Consider the following 16,931-nt stretch of genomic DNA (forward strand, 5'->3'; position numbering starts at 1 on the left):
GAAGAAAGGGGCCGTCATGCTGGAGTCCGCCGTCGTGGATACCGAGGAACTGCCCCCGCCGGACCGGTTCGGGCTCTGGTTGGACGTGATCGCCCGGATGTCGGCACCGCTGAAGGTCTACACCGACCACGCGGACAACTTCACCGCCCGCGCCACCGCCATCCCGCTCGGGCCGGTGCAGCTCATCGACTACCGGTACCCGTCGATGGACGCCCGCCGGGCCAACAGCCGCGCCGGTTCGGAGCCGGAGGTGTACATGCTGGCGTTGACCACCAGCGGCCGGAGCCGGATCACCCAGGACCGGCAGACCAGTGCCTTCCATGCCGGCGACTTCACCTTCTACGACGCGACCCGCGCGCACGAGGTGGCCCACTTCGGCGACCTCGGTCGTACCGGGCTGGCCACCTCGGTGTGCCTGGTCATCCCGCACGACCTGGTGAGCCTGCCACCGGACAAGGTGGCCCGGCTCTTCGCCGGTCGGCTCTCCTCCACCGACGGGGTGGGTGTGCTGCTCGCCCAGTACATGACCCGGATCGCCGCCCACCCCGAGCAGTACCGGCCGCAGGACGCGCCGCAGCTCGGCACCATCGCCCTCGACCTGTTCACCACCATGCTCGGCACCCATCTGGACACGGCGGCGACCGTGCCGACGGCCGTCCGGCAGCGGGCCATGCTGACCCGGGTACACGCGTTCATCCAGCGGCATCTCGCCGACCCGCGGCTCGATCCGGCGATGATCGCCGCCGCGCACCACATGTCGGTGCGCTCCCTGCACCGGCTCTTCGCCGAGGAACAGAGCAGCGTGGCGGAGACCATCCGGCAGCGGCGGCTCGACCGCTGCCGGCGGGACCTGATGAACCCCGCGTTGCAGCACCAGCCGGCGTACGCCGTGGGCGCCCGGTGGGGCTTTCCCGACCGGGCGCACTTCACCCGGGTCTTCCGGTACGCCTACGGGGTGACCCCGCAGGCGTACCGGGAGCAGCAGGACGTGCTCGGCTCCCCCGGCGTGGCACGCACCGCCAACCCGGTGGCACCCGTGGACAACGACGGGACCGCGATACTGAAGCCCGACCGGCGGTGACCGGTCGGAGACGGGGCGGTTCCGCGACGCAACGGGGGTTGCGGCGGCGACCGGCGGCTGATCGGCCGGCGGTGACCGCCCAGGTCGCGGGACCCCCACCCCACCCGGCTCCGGCCCTGCCGCCCGTCGTTCCCCCCAGGATCACGGGTGGCCGGGCCGTCAGGTGTCCGAGAGCAGTTCCAGCACGGCCCGTTCCGCCGCCGGTCGGGGCGTGTCCCGGTCGACCGGGACGACGACCCCGTCGTGGTACAGGTCGACCACCCGGGGGTCGACGTAGGAGGCCCGGGCCACGGTCGGGGTGTTGCCCAGCAGATCGGCCACGTCCCGCATCACCGCCGCGACGGTCCGGCGGCGGGCGGTGACGGAACGCTGCGGGCCGGCCGAGGCGAGTTCGACCGCCGCCCGCACGGTGGCGTGCCAGGTACGGAAGTCCTTCGCGGTCATCTCACCGCCGCTCGACTCGCGCAGGTACTCGTTGACCTCGTCGCTGCGGACGTCGTGCCACTGCCGGCCGTCCCAGTAGCCGAACAGGCGCTCCGCCGTCCGCCGCCGTCGCCGCAGGTCGCGCAGTACCCGGCAGAGCTGCGGGTCGGAGATCCGGCGGACCTGCTCGACACCGCCCTTGGCGGGGAACTCCAGCACCACACAGCCCTGCCGGGTCCGGGTGTGGTCCGGTCGTAGGGTGGCCACCCCGAACGTCGGGTCGTCACCGGCGGCGTACTGCTCACTGCCGATCCGGAACATGCCCATGTCCAGCAGCCGGGTCGCGGTGGCAAGTACCCGCTCCCGGGTCAGGCCCCGGACGGCCAGGTCGGCGTCGACCCGCTCGCGGAGCACCGGGAGGCGACCGGCGACCTCCAGGACGTGGTCGAACTTCGCCTCGTCCTGCTTGGCCCGCCACTGCGGGTGGTAGAGGTACTGCCGACGCCCCGCCGCGTCGGTACCGGTGGCCTGGATGTGTCCGCCGGGGTGGGGGCAGATCCAGACGTCCCGCCAGGCCGGCGGGATGACCAGGTCACGGAGCCGGGCCAGCTCGTCCGGAGCACGGATCGGGACACCGTCGCAGTCCAGGAAGACCACACCCCGACCGTGCCGGCGCCGCCCGTAACCGGGTTTCGCGGGATCGCTACGCCTCAACCGCACCGGTGATCCGCACCGCCTGTTCCACCTCGTCCACGGCCGCCATGACCTCGTCGACGTCGAGACCGGTCAGCCCCCGGCCCTGCGGGTGTCGACCCGGTCCGCCTCCGCGCGGCGGCATTCCTACCCCGGACATATCGGTCCAATCATGGTCGCTCCGGTGGCCGGCCCAGAGTGCCCGGTGCCAGGGCCGGTCCGCCGGCGGCCCCCACAGCGTCGGCGGTACCGGACCGAAGAGCACCACGGACGGGGTGCGGTAGGCGGTGGCCAGGTGCGCCACCCCGGTGTCCCCGCTGACCACCAGCCGGGCGTGGGCCACCAGCGCGGCCAGTTCCCCCACATCGGTCCGTCCGGCCAGTACGGCGCTGTCGGACAGTCCGGCCGCAGCGGCGACCCGCCCGGCGAGGGACCGCTCATCCGGCGAGCCGGTCAGCACGACGGTGTGCCCCCGGCCGGTCAGCTTCCGGGCCACGGCCGCGAACCGGTCCGGGGGCCACCGCTTCGGCGGTTCCTTGCTGCCCGGGTGCACGATGCTCACCCCGACCGACGTCCGGTCCGGAGCGGGCCGAACCAGGTCCAGGTCGGCCGGGTCGGCGGGGATGCCGTACCAGGCGAGCAGGCGGCACCAGCGGTCGATCTCGTGTTCGTCGGCCCGCCAGGGTGGTCCGTCGTGGTGGCCCGCCTCCGGGCAGCGGAAGGCGATCAGTCGTGCGGGTCGGGTGGCGGCGAGCAGACGGTGCGACCGGGGCCCGCGTCCGTGCAGGTTGACGGCCAGCTCCGGCCGCTCGGGGTGGCCGCCGGTACGGGTGCCCTGGAGCGGTTGGTCGAGACCGTCGGTGGGGACGACCCGGTCGATGCCACCGATGAGGTCGACCAGCGGGCCGAGCCAGGCGGGCGTGGCCAGGACGAGTTCCCGGTCGGGGAAGGTGGCGCGCAGGGCGCGCAGGGCGGGCACAGCGGTGGCGAGGTCACCGACACCGAGGGCACGCAGGGCGAGGATCACGGGTACGACGATTCCTGTTCGGCGCAGACCACCAGTTCGCGTACCGCGCAGCCGGAGGGTTGGGTGAGGGCGAACATGATGGCTGCGGCGGTGTCGGCCGGGTCGTTGAGTTCGGCGTCGGGTCCGGGCCGGTACTGCGCGTCGCGGCTGTCGAAGAAGGCGGTGTGCATGCCGCCGGGGATGAGCAGGGTGACGTTGACGGTGCCGGCGAGTTCGGCGGCGAGGGCCCGGGTGAAACCGACGACGCCGAACTTGGCGGCGCAGTAGGCGGTGGCGTCGCTGACCGCCTTCACCCCCAGCGTGGAGGCGACGGTAACCACGGAGCCGTGGGCGCGTTCGAGCCAGGGCAGGGCGGCGCGGATGACGGCGGCGGTGGCGAGCAGGTCCACCGCCACCACCCGTTCCCAGGTGTCGGCGGGTACGTCGGCCAGCCGGCCGGGTGTGTCGATGCCGGCGGCGGTGACGACGGCGTCGAGTCCGCCGTGGCGTTCGGCGAGGTGCCGGGTGGCCTCCTCGGCGGCCCGGGTGTCGGCCAGGTCGCATTCGCTCCACGGCACCCCGTCGGCGGGGGCCTGCCGGTCCAGGACGAGGGGCCGGCCGCCGGCCTTCGCCACGGCGGTGACCACGGCCGCGCCGAGTCCGCTGGACCCGCCGGTCACCAGCACCGACCGTCCCGTCATCAGCTCGTTCATCGTGCCCCCTCCGGATGCCGGTCCGCCGACCGGGCCGCCATGATCATGTCGGTGGTGGAGCGGCCGTCGAGGTAGGGAACGACGATGGTGTGTCCGCCCCAGCGCTGGAGGATCTCCGCCTCCGGCAGCGTCGAGGTGTCGCCGGTACCGGTGGCGTAGTCACCGCCCTTGACCCAGATGTCCGGCCGCAGCCAGCTCAGCACCGCGTGCGGCGTGGTCTCGTCGAAGACGACCACCGCGTCCACACAGCCCAACGCGGCGAGCAGCCGGCTGCGGTCCCCCTGCGGTACCACCGGACGGTCCGGGCCCTTGAGTTCGGCCACGCTGCGGTCGGAGTTGACGCAGACCACCAGGCAGTCGCCGAGCCGCCGGGCCGCCTGGAGGGTGGCCACGTGCCCGGCGTGCAGCAGGTCGAAGCAGCCGCCCGTGGCCACCACGGTGCCACCGGCGGCGCGTACCCCGGCGACCACGGCACCGGCGGCACCGGGACCGACCCGGTCACCGGCGGCCGCGACCACGGTCGGCGCCGGGGTGGTGGCCGGTACCGGCACCGCCTGCGCCACGCCCCCGCCGGCCACGTACGCCGAGGCCTCGGTGACCGCCTGCTGCACCGCCTCGGAGACCAGCGCGCCCTGGGCCAGGGCCCGGCTGGCGGTCGCCGCGAACCGGTCCCCGGCCCCGCAGGTGTCCCCCTCGGCGCAGGTGGGCGCCGGGACGACCAGCGGGGTGGAACCGGCGTGGCAGAGCAACGCGCCGTCCCCGCCGAGGGTCACCACGACCGCACCGGCCCGCCACCGCTGCCGCAGTTCCTGCGCGCCCCGGGACGCGGTGGCCAGCCGGGACGCGCCCGGTGTGGTACCGGCCAGCACCCGGACCTCCGACTCGTTCGGGGAGGCCAGGTGCACGCCCGGTACCGGGGCCGGCCCCCTCGGATGCGGATCCCACACCACCGGGGCCGCCGTGGCGGCCAGTGCGGCGCGCAGTGCCGGCTGCCCGGCCACCCCCCGGCCGTAGTCGCTGACCAGGACGGCGGCGGCACCGGCGATCAACTGGAGCACCGCCTCGCTCGGCTCGCCCGGTGGCCCGGCGGCGCCACCCCGGTCGTGGCGGAGCAGCACCCGACCACCGGCCCGCAGCCGGATCTTCTCCGGGGTGGCCCCGGCCAGCGGCAGCGCGAACACCTGCACCCCGGCGGCGGTGAGCAGGGTGCTGAGCCGCGCGCCACCGACGTCGTCGGCGAGTGCCGTCACCAGCGCCACCTCGGTGCCGTCGGCGGCGGCGAAGAGCGCGGCGAGACCGGCGCCGCCGGGGCGGTCCGCGTGCACCGTCTCGTCGAGTACCGGCACCGGGGAGTCCGGGCAGAGCCGGTTGACCAGCCCTTCCACGTCCCGGTCGAGCAGCGTGTCACCGAGCACCACCAGCGGTCCCCTCACGGCACCTCCCCGTCGTCGTGTCAGTCCTCGACCCCGGACCCGGCGGACCCGTCGACCACCACCTCGACCCCGGTACGGACCGGACCGGACCGGGTGTGCCCGGCCGGTGCCGGCGGGACGGCGGGCGTCGTGGCGGGGACGGCAGGCGGCCCGGTCGTCGCCGACGGTCGTACGGTGGACGCCGAGACGGCCCGGTCGTCCCCCGCCGACACCGCCGCCCGGCCGGCGGCCGACGCCCCGGCGAGGACCGGCAGCGCCAGGTCGACGTGTTCGCAGAGCACGTGCGCGGAGACCAGGTGCAGTTCCTGGACGACCTGCGGATCCGGTGACGGGACGGCCAGCGCCTCGGCACAGACCGTGGCCAGCGGGTTGGGGGCGGGCCCGGTGAGCGCCCAGCACCGCATCCCGATCTCCCGACCGGCGACCGCCGCCGCCACCAGGTTCGTGCTGCGCCCGCTGGTGGACAGCAGCAGCAGGATGTCGCCCGGCCGGCCGTGGGCGCGTACCTGCCGGGCGAACAGCTCGTCGAAGCCGTAGTCGTTGCCGATCGCGGTCAGTGCGGAGGTCTCCGCGGTCAGCGCGATGGCCGAGAACGGCTCCCGGTCGTCGCGCAGCTTGCCGACCAGCTCGGCGGTGAGATGCTGCGCCTCCGCCGCACTACCGCCGTTCCCGGCCACCAGCAGCCGCCCGCCCCCGACCAGCCGGCGGGCCAACTGGTCGCCCCACCGGGCCAGCAGCCGGGCGGTCCGCCGGTAGGCCGGCAGGGCGGCGGTCAGCCCGGCCAGATGCCGGTCGAGCAGGTCGGCGGCGCCGGGCACGATGTCGGCGCCGGTCATCAGGCCACCGCCCGGGTGGGCCGGCGTACCGCGCCCACGGCGGTGTAGACGGCGGTGAGCTGCTCGGCGGTGCGCTGCCAGGAGTAGTGCTGCCGGGCCCGGTTCAGCGCGGCGGTGGCGTACGCGAACCGCCTGATCCGGTCGTCCAGCAGCCGGCGGATCGCGTGGCCGAGGGCCTGCGGGTCACGGGGTGGGACGAGATCCCCGGTCACGTGATCGACGACGGTGTCGGTGATCCCGCCGACCGCGCTGCCGATCACCGGTACCCCGCAGGCCATCGCCTCCAGCGGGGTCAACCCGAACGGCTCGTACCAGGGGGTGGCCACCACCACGTCCGCCGACCGGTACCACTGCGGCATCTCCTCCCGGGGTACCGCGCCGACCAGCCGGATCCGGTCGGCGAGGCCGTGCTCCCCGGCCAGCTCGACCAGCCGGCGGGCCTGCGGATCGTCGTCGACCAGGCCGGCGGGTGGACCACCGACGATGACGCATTCCGCCTCCGGCACCAGCCGCATCGCGCGGACCAGGTCCTGGAAGCCCTTGCGTTCGACGAGCCGGCCCACCGAGAGGACCCGGGCCCGCCCGGCGGTACGGGGGGCGGCCGGGCCGATCGGCGCGAAGGTGGTCAGGTTGACCCCGGACGGGACGACAGTCATCTGCTCCCGGGGGATCCCCATCCGGACCAGTTCCTGGATCTCGTCCTGGCTCTGCGCGATGATCCGGTCCACGGTGCGCCCGAGGGCCCGTTCGTAGCCGACCCGGGGTGCCGGGCTGGTGTCCTGGCTGCCCTGGTGGCGGCGCTTGACGGTGCCGAGTGCGTGGTAGGTCAGCACCACCGGCAGGCCCAGTTGCCGGCCGGCGGTGATGCCGGCCAGCCCGCTCATCCAGAAGTGCGCGTGCACCACCTCGGGCAGCCAGTCACCGGTCTGCCACTGTTCGACCAGGGCCCGGCTGAACTCCGGCATGTACGGCAGCAGGCTGTCCTTGGGCAGCGGTTCGGGTGGCCCGGCCGGTACGTGCACCACCGCCACCCCGGCGTCGGCCCGTACCGTGGCGGGCAGGCCGAGGCTGTCCCGCCGGGTGTAGACCCGCACGTCGTGGCCGGCCTGGGCGAGTGCGGTGGAGAGCTCCGCGACATGCGTGTTCTGCCCGCCGGCGTCCTCGCCGCCCAGCACCGCCAGCGGACTGGCGTGCTCCGAGATCATCGCGATCCGCATAGCTCCTCCTCCAGCAGTCGGTCCCAGTCGGCGAGGAACCGGTCCAGGCCGTAGCGGGTACGGGCGACGGTGCGTGCCTCGGCGCCCAACCGGCGTGCCCGGTCCGGGTCGGCGATGAGTCCACGGGCGGCGTCGAGCAGCGTGTCGGTACGGGTGGAGAGCACCCCGGCGTGCGGCGGTACCGCAGCCACCGCCTCCGTGGTGGCCAGCACCACGACCGGCATGCCGACCGTCATCGCCTCGATCAGGCTCAGCCCGAGGGAGGTCCACCGGCACAGGTGCAGGTACGCCCGACGCCGCCCGATCTCCGCCTGCATCCGGTCCTGGGGCAGGTCGTCGTAGCTGGTGAGCCGGTCGGCGGGCAGTCCGAGCCGGTCCGCGAGCCCGGCCACCCCCATGCCGAAGACGTCGAGCGGGGCGATCTCGGCGAACCGGGGCAGCAGGTCGGTGCCGGTGACCCGCCAGCGGCGGACCGGCTCGTTGATCACCACGGCCAGGCGCTCCAGTTCCCCGGTGTACCGGGCGGCCGGCGCGACCACGCCGTGTTCGATGACCGTGGTGCGGGTACCGCCGGTGTCCCAGAACAGCTGGTTGAATCCGGTGACGTGGACGATCAGGACGTCGTCCCGGTCGGCCATCGGGTGACGGGTGTTCGGCACGTCCCCCTTCGGCGTGTTGTGCTCGACGAAGATCACCGGCAGGTTGCGGCCGACCCGCCGGCCCAGCCACTCGCAGGCCAGGTCGTACTCCTCCGGCCGTTGCAGCAGCACCACGTCCACGTCGGCCCGGGACAGTTCCTCCGGGCGTACCTCGACGACCGTCTCCGGCCAGCGGTAGGTGCGGGCCCGGCCCAGGCCGTACGGGCCCCGGTCCGGGGTGACCGGCACGAGGTAGCGGTGCCGGCCGTGGACGAACGACGTGGTCCACGAACCGTGGACGTGCCAGAGAAGGATGTTCACCGGCCGCTCCCCCCACCGGCCAGGGCCGGTACCGGCCGGCGCGCGCCGGACCCGCCCGGCGGCAGGGCCGCGCGGCCGAGGAGACGGACCGCCGCCACCACGTCGGCCGGGTCGACGCCGGACAGGCAGGGGTGATCCGGCAGGGGGCACCGGGTCACCCGGGTGTTCCGGCAGGCGGCTGCCGGGTCGCCGAGACGGACCACGGGCACCCGGTAGGGCGCCCACTGACCGAACGGCACGGTCGGCGCGAAGAGGCTCACCACCGGTACGCCCAGCGCGGCGGCCAGGTGCGCCGGTCCGGTGTTGCCCACCACCAGGCAACCGGCCCGGCTGAGCACGCCGGCCAGTCCGGCCAGGCTGGTCCGACCGCCGAAATCGACCGCCCCGGCCACCGCGACCTGGGCGGTCAGCGCGGTCTCGGCGCGCCCGCCGGTCACCACCACCCGGTGGCCGTCGGCCCGCAGCGCCGCCACGATACCGGCGCAGAGTTCCGGTGGGCAGGCCCGGGCGGCGACCGAGGAGCCGGGGTGCACCACCACGTACCCCGGCTCGTCGGGCAGGTCCCCGGCCGGCGGCGTACCGCCCGGGATGTCGGTTACCGGCCGCAACCGTAGCCGTGGGTCGTCACCGGCGGGCAGGGCGAACCCGGCCGCGGCGGCCAGGGACAGGGCCCGCTCCGCCTCCGGTATGCCCGCCGGCACCCGGTGGCGCACGTCCAGCAGTGAGCCGGGGTAGTCCTCGCTGATCGCGGCGATCCGGCCGACCCCGGCCATCCGCAGGGTCAGGGCCAGCGGCAGCGGCGACTGGTGGAACGAGGTGAACAGCACCGCCTCGTCGGCACCGGTCGCCGCGAGGCGGGTCACCAGGGCGTCGACCGACCCCCGGTGGACCGGGGCGGGCTCCGGGTCGATCCACGGCAGCGCGCACTCGACCAGTTCGTCGACCCCGGGCAGCAGTTCGGCGGCTGCCCGGCCGCGTGGCCCGCAGAGCAACACGACGCGGTCCGCGCCGGCGGCCACCGCGCGGATCGCCGGCCCGGTGACCAGGACGTCACCGGCCGAGTCGGTTCGGGCCACCAGCACGCACCGGGGCCGGGCAGGGCGGCCGGCGGGGCGGAGCAGCCGCATCCGGGTCAGGATCGCCTCGACGGCGGCGGGCAGGTCGTCGGCGCGGGCCGGGGCCGCCGCGATCTCCTCGACCCGGGTCGCCGGGGTGGGGACCAGGATGCCGGCCGCACCGGCGGCGGACGCCGCAGCCATGTCCGCCCCGATGTCGCCCACCACGACGCAGCGCGCCGGGACGGTACCCAGCGCCTCCGCCGCCGCCCGGACCAGCCCCGGACCCGGCTTGCGGCACCGGCACCCGGCCGTGTCGTCGTGTGGGCAGATCTGCCAGGTGTCGAAGGGGCCGAGCAGTTCCTCCACCCGGGCGTTGACCCGGTCCAGTTGGGCCGGGGTGAAGTAGCGCCGGGCCAGACCGGACTGGTTGGTGACCACCCCGAGCCGGAGGCCGGCGGCGCGGAGCCGGTCGAGGGCCGCGCGGGCGCCGTCGACCGGCCGTACCCGGTCGGGATCACCGTTGTACGGCACGTCATGGACGAGTGTGCCGTCCCGGTCGAGCAGGACGGCGTCGAACAGGGGCGGGGAGGTGTCGGGTGCGTACCCGGCCGGGTCCACGCTGGACCGGGCGGCGGGTGGGTCGGCGGCTCCGCCGCCACGCCCGCGCCGATCGCGGTCGACCTGGTCCTGTGGCACGGGCGGCGGGTTCCCCCGGCTACGGGGAGTAAACATCATCTCCGCCGGGCGGAGCCGGGCCGCGCCGGGGGGTTACCCGCCGTTCCGGAGAAGCTAACGCCCGGCCCGGCCGGGCACCGTCCGGCCGGGCACCATCCGGCCGGACCCGGGGCGGGTCCGGGGCGGGTCCGGAGCGGCGCACGGGTCGGCCCGGGTGGCACCCCGGGCGGGTGGTTAACCGGGCGCCAGGTGGGTAAGAGCCCTGTTGCCGGTCACTCTGAGGGGGCCCGGGTGGCGATTGTGGAGAAAGTGATCGAGGCACCCCCGGAGCAGGTGTTCCGGGTCCTGGCGGACGGCTGGACGTACAGCGACTGGGTGGTCGGGACGGTGCACGTCCGGGCGGTCGACGACAGTTGGCCCCGGGCCGGGTCGAAGCTGCACCACCAGGCCGGCCCCTGGCCGTTCTCGCTGTCGGACTCGTCGACCGTGCTCAGCTGTGACGCGCCCCGGCGCTTCATGGTACGCGCCGGGCTGTGGCCGCTCGGCGCGGCGCACGTGGTCTTCGAACTCACCCCGGTGGGGACCGACCGCACCCGGGTCACCCTCGCCGAGGAGTTCGCGGCAGGTCCGCTGCGGTGGATCCGCAACAAGGTCAACGACCTGGTCCTGCACCACCGGAACAAGGAGACCCTGAGCCGGCTGGCGGACATCGCGACCAGGCAGAAGGCAGCGGAGTGACGCAGGCGGTGGTGGTCACCGGTGCCAGCGCCGGGGTGGGCCGGGCGGTGGTCGCCGGGTACGCCCGCCGGGGTGCCCGGTTGGTGCTGCTCGCCCGGGGCGCGGCGGGTCTGGCCGGGGCGGAACGCGAGGCCCGTGACCTGGGTGCCGCCGAGGTGCTGACCTACCAGGTGGACGTGGCCGACGCGGGCGCGGTGCAGCGGGCCGCCGACGACGCCGTGCACCGGCTCGGCGGGCTGGACGTGTGGATCAACAACGCGATGGTTTCCGTGTTCGCGCCCGCCTGGGAGATCACCGCCGACGAGTTCCGCCGGGTCACCGAGGTCAACTACCTCGGTACGGTGCACGGCACGCTGGCCGCCCTGCGCCACATGCGGGCCCGTGGCCGGGGCACCATCGTGCTCGTCGGCTCGGCCCTCGCCTACCGGGGCATCCCGTTGCAGTCGGCGTACTGCGCGTCGAAGCACGCCATCGAGGGGTTCCGCGACTCGCTGCGGGCCGAGCTGCTCAACGACTGTCCCGGGGTACGACTGTCCATGGTGCAGCTACCCGCCATCAACACGCCGCAGTTCTCCTGGGTGCGTACCCGGCTGCCGCGCCATCCGCAGCCGGTACCACCGATCTACGCGCCGGAGCTGGCGGCGCGGGCGATCCTGTGGGCCGCCGACCGGGGGCCGCGGGAGCTGAACGTCGGCGGTCCGACGCTGAAGACCCGGTTGGCCGACATGCTGGCCCCCGGACTGCTCGACCGGTACCTCGCCCGACCGGACGTCGGCTTCGCCGGGCAGCAGACCGACACCCCGATCGACCGGTCCACCTGGCGGGACAACCTGGACGCGCCGGTGGACGCCGAGCGGGACCACGGCGCCCACGGGGTCTTCGGGGACGCCTCCCGTGACCGGTCCCCGGCCCTCTGGCTGGCCACCCACAAACCGGCGGTCTCCGCCGCCGTCCTGCTGGTCGGGGCGGTACTCGGCTGGTCAGCGTGGCACGGAAGCCCGCGCGGACACCGGTAGCCGACAGCGGCGCAGTGGCGTCACCGAACGTGAGCGGACCGTGTCGCTATGGGGGAGGTTCCAGGCATCACCGGCGATGTGACTACCCTCTCCACAGAACGCAGTCGCCAACCGAGGATGCCCGCGATGATCGAACCCGTACAGTTGCCCTCTCCATGGCGGGACGCACGCCTGACCGTCGTGGTGCCCACCTACAACGAGGCGGGCAACCTGCCTGTGCTGGTCGAGCGGCTCCTCGCCCTGCCGTTGCCCAACCTCACCGTGCTGATCGCGGACGACAACTCCCCGGACGGGACGGGTGAGGTCGCCGACAAACTGGCCATCGAGCACCCGGAGCGGATCCAGGTGGTGCACCGGCCGGGCAAGGAGGGCCTCGGCCGGGCGTACGTGGACGGGATCAGCCGCGCGCTGGACGGTGGCGCGGAGTACGTCGCCCAGATGGACGCCGACCTGTCGCACCCGCCGGAGGCGCTGCCGGGGATGCTCGGGGCGCTGCTCTCCACCCGGGCCGGCGTGGTGATCGGTTCGCGGTACGTCCCGGGCGGGCAGCTCGACGAGGCGTGGCCGCTCTACCGGCGGGCGCTCAGCGGCTGGGCGAACCTGTACGTGCACACCCTGCTGCGGGTGCGGATCCGGGATCTGACCGCCGGTTTCAAGATCTGGCAAGCGGACGCGCTGCGGGACATCGGCCTGGAGCGGGTGCAGTCCAACGGGTACAGCTTCCAGGTGGAGATGCACTACCTGGCGACCAAGCTGGGGCACACCATCCTGGAGGTGCCGATCCGGTTCGAGGAGCGCCGGGACGGCGCGTCGAAGATGACCACCGCCACCAAGATCGAGAGTGCGTTGATGCCGTTCAAGCTGCGTTCCCGGCACCGCAACCTGGACCGGTAGCCGGGTCACCGGGTCGCCGCCGGCACCTTCCGGCGACGACCCGGTAAGAGCGCCCGACAATAGGGCGGTGGTGGCGAGGCGGGTCCTGGTCGAGGGTGGCAAGGCGGAGGAGGAGGCCATGCCGGTGTTGCATGGCCGACGACGACAACGCCGCCAGCCGACGCGCCAGGGCACGTCGCAGCCCCGCCAGTCCTGTTGTCGGGCGCTCTGAGGCCTCAGCAGCCGCAGGTGTAGAAGAGGATGTCCCAGTGGCTGCCTTCCTTGGTGTAGAGGTTCCCGGAGGGCGCCCGGTACTGGTATCCGAAGCCGGAGATGTAGCCGACGTAGGTGTAGTACGCCGAGATGTAGTTCTGGATGCAGGTGCTCAGCGAGATGTCCACCTTGTAGCCGTTCCAGTGGCTGTACGTGCCGGACGAGTGCCCGACCTCGGTGCCGGCGGTGATGTTGATGGCGCAGCCGGTGGCCCGCTTGAAGGTGATGATGCCGTCGATGGTGGACTGCCGGATGCCGTCGAAGGACGTGCAGCTGGAGTTGTAGCGGTCGCTGCAGTTGCCGCTGGAGGACCAACTGATGCCGGCGGCGGAGAGTTGCGAGGCGGCACTGGAGTGGGTGATCGCGAACGCCGGGCTGGCGAAGCCGAGCGCGGCGCCGATCGCGGCGAGCCCGGCGACGAGCATGGTGAGTACGCGGCGGCGCACGGTGGTGCCGGTGGATGACATGGGCTCTCCCGATTCGCAGCAGGGGGTGAATTTTTGCGAAGCAGGGGCCGGCCTTGGAGAATTTCTACCAGACATCGACGCGTGTGACTAGATAAAGTTTGATACCGGTCAATGCATATCGTCAGCTGGCCCTTGCCGGATATGCGGGAGAGGCGTTACCGATGGGCGGCCGGCGACAGCGACCCACCTACCGGTAGACGAGCCGATGACCGGCGTCGACGGCCTGCCGGTAGAGGACACCGGTCAGCGCCCGGTCCCGGGCCAGCGCCGCGCGGGCCGCATTCGCCCCCGGCCCACCGTGCACCCCGCCGCCCGGGTTCGCCGAGGCGCTGGCCAGGAAGAGCCGGTCCACCGGAGTGTCCGGCCGGCCCAGCCCCGGGACCGGCCGCAGGAACAACTGCTGGTAGGCGGCGGCCGTACCGCCACCGAGGGCGCCACCGACCAGGCTCGGGTTACGCTCCTCCAGGGCCGCCGGACCAGCCACGTACCGGCCGACGATCCGCGACCGGAAGCCCGGGGCGTACGCCCCCAGCACCGCCTCCATCCGCTCGACGTGCCCGGCCACGTCCTCGGCCCGCCAGTCCCGGCGGAACGGCAGGTGGGTGTACGACCACACCGACTCCGTCCCGGCCGGTGACCGGGTCGGATCCGCCGTGGTCAGCTGCCCCACCAGCAGGAACGGATCGGCCGGCAGCTCACCACAGGCCAGCGCGGCGGCGTACCGGGTCAGACCGTTGACGTCCGCGCCCAGGTGGATGGTGCCGGCGCCGGCCACCGCCGGATTCGCCCAGGGCACCGGCCCGGACAACGCCCAGTCGACCTTCAGCGTGGAGCCGTCCCACCGGAAGTGGTCCAGATCCTCGACCAGCCGGGGCGGGAGCACCGCCGCACCGACCAGGTCCAGGAACAGGGCCGGCGCCGGCACGTCGGCCAGCACCGCCCGGCGGGCCCGCCGGTGCGTTCCGCCGGTGTCGCGTACCCCCACCGCCCGTCCCCGGGCGACGAGCACCCGGTCCACCCGGGCCCGGTAGGTGATCCGGCCACCCCGGGCCAACAGCCGGGCGACCAGGGCGTCGGTGATCCGCTGGGCCCCACCGGCCGGTACCGGCCAGCCGACCTCCTGCCCGAGCATGGCCAGCAGCCAGCCGTACACCCCGGAACCCGCCTCGTCCGGCGACAGATCGGTGTGCAGGGCGCACCCGGCCAGCAGGGCCGGACCGCCGGCACCCCGGAACAGTTCCTCGCCGAGCCGACGCACCGGCAGCACCAGCCGGCGGGCCAGCCGCAGCGCACCGGCGGTACCCAACCGGCGCAGCAGGGTCACCCCGTCGCGGACCGGTGGGAACGGGGTGAGGATGGCGCGCAGCATCGGCCCGGAGACCTGCCGCCAGTCGTCGTACGCCCGCAGCCAACGCGCCCCGTCACCGGGGGCGAAGGACTCCAGCGAGGCGGCGGTGACCTGCCGGTCGGTGTTGAGCACCGCCGCCCGGCCGTCCGGCAGCAGGTGGGCCAGCACGTCGGGGGCGTGCCGCCAGGTCAGCCCGTACCGGTCCAGACCGAGCCCGCGCAGCACCGGCGAGGCGTACCCGAGCGGGTAGAACGAGCTGTACAGATCGCTGAGGTAGCCGGGGACGGTCACCTCGGCCGAGCGCACCGCCCCGCCCGGCGCCTCGGTGGCCTCCAGCACCAGCACGTCCCAACCCGCGTCGACCAGCAGGTTGGCGGCCACCAGGCCGTTGTGCCCGGCGCCGATCACGATCGCGTCCGCACTGTCCGTGCCGGTCATACCCATCCCGGCGGGCTACCCGGCAGCCAACCGGGCGAAACGCGTTTGTCCCCGCCAGACCGGGGCATCCGACCCGCCATGTACGAGGTGCAGCAGTTGATCGACGGGGTGTGGGGCGCCGGTGGCGCCGGGGGTGAGCTGGTCGTACACGATCCGGCCGACGACACGCCGGTCAGCCGGGCGCCGGTGGCGACGGCGGCCGAGGTGGCGCACGCGGTGGCCGCAGCCGGCAAGGCGGCGCCGGGCTGGGCGGCGACCCCGGCGGCGGACCGGGCCGCGGCGTTGCACCGGGCGGCGGACGCCCTGGCGGCCGCCATTGAGGAGCTGGCCACGGCCCAGACCGCCGAGATGGGCCGCCCGCTGGAGTCGGCCCGCGCGGGGGTGGTCGCCGGGGTGGGCACGTTGCGACAGTACGCCGAACTCGGGCCGCTGCGCGGCGGACGGACCCTCGCCGGCGGTGCCGAGGCCATCGACCTCATGGTGCCGCAGCCACGCGGGGTGGTCGCGGTCCTGACCCCGTGGAACGACCCGGTCGCAGTGGCCTGCGGCCTGCTCGGGGCGGCCCTGGTCACCGGGAACGTGGTGGTGCACAAGCCGAGTGAGCGGACCCCGGCCACCGGCTGGCTGCTGGCCCGGCTGCTCGATACCGCCCTGCCGCCCGGAGTGCTGACCCTGCTCACCGGGGGTGCCGAGACCGGGGCGGGCCTGGCGAGCCAGGAGGTCGACGTGGTGGCCCATGTCGGCTCCACCGCCACCGGCCGGTCGATCGCCGCCGCCTGCACGCAGACCAGGGCGAAGGCGCTACTGGAGAATGGCGGCAGTGACCCGCTGATCGTGGACGCGGGGGTGGACCCGGACTGGGCCGCCGGGCAGGCCGCGCTCGGTGCGTTCGCCAACTCGGGGCAGCTCTGCGTGGCGGTCGAACGGATCTACGTGCACTCCCAGGTCGCCGGCGCGTTCGTGGCCGCCCTGACCCGGCGCGCCGCCGCGCTGCGGATGGGCCCGGGACGCGACCCGGGGACCGAGCTGGGTCCACTGGTGGACCGCCGGCTGCGGGACCACGTGCACGGGCAGGTGCAGGCGGCGGTGGCCGACGGCGCCCGGGTGGAAACCGGCGGGCGGATCCCGGACGGGCCGGGCGCGTTCTATCCGGCCACCGTGCTGACCGGGTGCACCGACGAGATGGGGGTACTGCGGGAGGAGACGTTCGGTCCGATCGCCCCGGTGGTGACGGTCGACTCGTTCGACGAGGCGCTGTCCCGGGCTGCCCGGTCCGCCTACGGGCTCGCGGCGACGGTGCTCACCGGGTCGATGTCGCACGCCCAGCGGGCCTGCCGGGAACTTCCGGTGGGCACCGTCAAGGTCAACGCGGTGTTCGGTGGGGCGCCGGGCGGTGCCGCGCAGCCACGCCGGGGCAGCGGCCAGGGTTTCGGGTACGGCCCGGAACTGCTCGACGAGCTGACCGCCACGAAGGTGGTGCACCTGGAGGCACCCCCGGCCGGTTGGTGACCCCCAGGTTCGCGTCCACGGGTGCACCCCGTGGATCATGGAGTTGTGGTGGGCGTTATGCGCCCCGGTGGGGCTTATGTTTCCACCACAACTCCATGATCGGCAGGGCGGACGCGGGTCAGTCGCCGCGCGCCCTACGGGTGGCCCGGTCGTTGGCCTTCTCGATCGCCTTGAC

At 74.2% G+C, this 16,931-nt stretch carries 15 protein-coding genes; 5 read left to right on the plus strand and 10 right to left on the minus strand.

The window, feature by feature from the left end:
- Positions 1-16 precede the first annotated feature (16 nt).
- Entirely contained in the window at positions 17-1,081 is a 1,065-nt protein-coding gene (locus V6U90_RS23645) for a helix-turn-helix domain-containing protein (protein ID WP_334440677.1), read from the plus strand.
- A gap of 159 nt (positions 1,082-1,240) precedes the next feature.
- Here V6U90_RS23645 and V6U90_RS23650 read toward each other — a convergent pair whose 3' ends face one another.
- Genes V6U90_RS23650 through V6U90_RS23685 form a run of 8 tightly spaced genes read right to left on the minus strand, consistent with a single transcriptional unit; the run spans position 1,241 to position 10,037 of the window.
- Entirely contained in the window at positions 1,241-2,224 is a 984-nt protein-coding gene (locus tag V6U90_RS23650) for a DNA topoisomerase IB (RefSeq protein WP_334440680.1), read from the minus strand.
- The gene (locus V6U90_RS23655; protein WP_334440682.1) at positions 2,208-3,224 is read right to left on the minus strand and encodes a glycosyltransferase family 9 protein; all 1,017 of its coding nucleotides are present in this window, start codon (positions 3,222-3,224) and stop codon (positions 2,208-2,210) included. The genes V6U90_RS23650 and V6U90_RS23655 overlap by 17 nt, the downstream gene beginning before the upstream one ends.
- Complete coding sequence (locus tag V6U90_RS23660; protein ID WP_442933658.1) at positions 3,221-3,916, minus strand: SDR family oxidoreductase; 696 nt, start codon at positions 3,914-3,916, stop codon at positions 3,221-3,223. Before V6U90_RS23660 ends, V6U90_RS23655 begins: the two co-directional genes overlap by 4 nt.
- Positions 3,913-5,349, minus strand: a complete 1,437-nt coding sequence (locus tag V6U90_RS23665) for a PfkB family carbohydrate kinase (RefSeq protein ID WP_334440685.1) — start codon at positions 5,347-5,349, stop codon at positions 3,913-3,915. Before V6U90_RS23665 ends, V6U90_RS23660 begins: the two co-directional genes overlap by 4 nt.
- A 20-nt stretch (positions 5,350-5,369) precedes the next feature.
- Positions 5,370-6,185, minus strand: coding sequence for a D-sedoheptulose-7-phosphate isomerase (locus V6U90_RS23670; protein ID WP_334440688.1), 816 nt, complete (start codon positions 6,183-6,185; stop codon positions 5,370-5,372).
- Positions 6,185-7,402 carry a glycosyltransferase gene (locus V6U90_RS23675; protein ID WP_334440691.1) on the minus strand — a complete coding sequence of 406 codons (1,218 nt, stop codon included), beginning with the start codon at positions 7,400-7,402 and terminating at the stop codon, positions 6,185-6,187. Before V6U90_RS23675 ends, V6U90_RS23670 begins: the two co-directional genes overlap by 1 nt.
- Positions 7,387-8,361, minus strand: coding sequence for a glycosyltransferase (locus tag V6U90_RS23680; protein ID WP_334440694.1), 975 nt, complete (start codon positions 8,359-8,361; stop codon positions 7,387-7,389). The genes V6U90_RS23675 and V6U90_RS23680 overlap by 16 nt, the downstream gene beginning before the upstream one ends.
- Positions 8,358-10,037, minus strand: coding sequence for an HAD-IIIA family hydrolase (locus tag V6U90_RS23685; protein ID WP_334440735.1), 1,680 nt, complete (start codon positions 10,035-10,037; stop codon positions 8,358-8,360). Before V6U90_RS23685 ends, V6U90_RS23680 begins: the two co-directional genes overlap by 4 nt.
- 348 nt (positions 10,038-10,385) lie before the next feature.
- On the opposite strand from V6U90_RS23685, the gene V6U90_RS23690 reads away from it, so the two are divergent.
- From V6U90_RS23690 to V6U90_RS23700, 3 genes are all read left to right on the plus strand, one after another.
- Positions 10,386-10,832 carry an SRPBCC family protein gene (locus V6U90_RS23690; RefSeq protein WP_334440697.1) on the plus strand — a complete coding sequence of 149 codons (447 nt, stop codon included), beginning with the start codon at positions 10,386-10,388 and terminating at the stop codon, positions 10,830-10,832.
- Positions 10,829-11,848, plus strand: coding sequence for an SDR family oxidoreductase (locus V6U90_RS23695; RefSeq protein WP_334440700.1), 1,020 nt, complete (start codon positions 10,829-10,831; stop codon positions 11,846-11,848). The genes V6U90_RS23690 and V6U90_RS23695 overlap by 4 nt, the downstream gene beginning before the upstream one ends.
- Before the next feature lie 126 nt (positions 11,849-11,974).
- Positions 11,975-12,742 carry a polyprenol monophosphomannose synthase gene (locus V6U90_RS23700; protein ID WP_334440703.1) on the plus strand — a complete coding sequence of 256 codons (768 nt, stop codon included), beginning with the start codon at positions 11,975-11,977 and terminating at the stop codon, positions 12,740-12,742.
- A 215-nt stretch (positions 12,743-12,957) separates the two neighbouring features.
- Here the strand turns inward: V6U90_RS23700 and V6U90_RS23705 are convergent, their stop codons facing one another.
- Together V6U90_RS23705 and V6U90_RS23710 are read right to left on the minus strand one after the other, a co-directional pair.
- Complete coding sequence (locus V6U90_RS23705; RefSeq protein WP_334440705.1) at positions 12,958-13,461, minus strand: hypothetical protein; 504 nt, start codon at positions 13,459-13,461, stop codon at positions 12,958-12,960.
- Positions 13,462-13,648: 187 nt separating this feature from the next.
- Complete coding sequence (locus tag V6U90_RS23710) at positions 13,649-15,253, minus strand: phytoene desaturase family protein (RefSeq protein WP_442933659.1); 1,605 nt, start codon at positions 15,251-15,253, stop codon at positions 13,649-13,651.
- A gap of 72 nt (positions 15,254-15,325) precedes the next feature.
- On the opposite strand from V6U90_RS23710, the gene V6U90_RS23715 reads away from it, so the two are divergent.
- Positions 15,326-16,756, plus strand: a complete 1,431-nt coding sequence (locus tag V6U90_RS23715; RefSeq protein WP_334440709.1) for an aldehyde dehydrogenase family protein — start codon at positions 15,326-15,328, stop codon at positions 16,754-16,756.
- The last annotated feature ends 175 nt before the right edge of the window (positions 16,757-16,931 follow it).

The organism is Micromonospora sp. CPCC 206060, from assembly GCF_036906895.1.
Classification (GTDB): Bacteria; Actinomycetota; Actinomycetes; order Mycobacteriales; family Micromonosporaceae; genus Micromonospora.

What these genes read in the sequence shown, in the direction of transcription:
- V6U90_RS23645 (WP_334440677.1), top strand. Translation starts at nt 17, where the DNA reads ATGCTGGAGTCCGCCGTCGTGGATACCGAGGAACTGCCCCCGCCGGAC.
- V6U90_RS23660 (WP_442933658.1), bottom strand. Translation starts at nt 3,916, where the DNA reads ATGAACGAGCTGATGACGGGACGGTCGGTGCTGGTGACCGGCGGGTCC.
- V6U90_RS23670 (WP_334440688.1), bottom strand. Translation starts at nt 6,185, where the DNA reads ATGACCGGCGCCGACATCGTGCCCGGCGCCGCCGACCTGCTCGACCGG.
- V6U90_RS23675 (WP_334440691.1), bottom strand. Translation starts at nt 7,402, where the DNA reads ATGCGGATCGCGATGATCTCGGAGCACGCCAGTCCGCTGGCGGTGCTG.
- V6U90_RS23700 (WP_334440703.1), top strand. Translation starts at nt 11,975, where the DNA reads ATGATCGAACCCGTACAGTTGCCCTCTCCATGGCGGGACGCACGCCTG.
- V6U90_RS23705 (WP_334440705.1), bottom strand. Translation starts at nt 13,461, where the DNA reads ATGTCATCCACCGGCACCACCGTGCGCCGCCGCGTACTCACCATGCTC.
- V6U90_RS23710 (WP_442933659.1), bottom strand. Translation starts at nt 15,253, where the DNA reads ATGGGTATGACCGGCACGGACAGTGCGGACGCGATCGTGATCGGCGCC.
- V6U90_RS23715 (WP_334440709.1), top strand. Translation starts at nt 15,326, where the DNA reads ATGTACGAGGTGCAGCAGTTGATCGACGGGGTGTGGGGCGCCGGTGGC.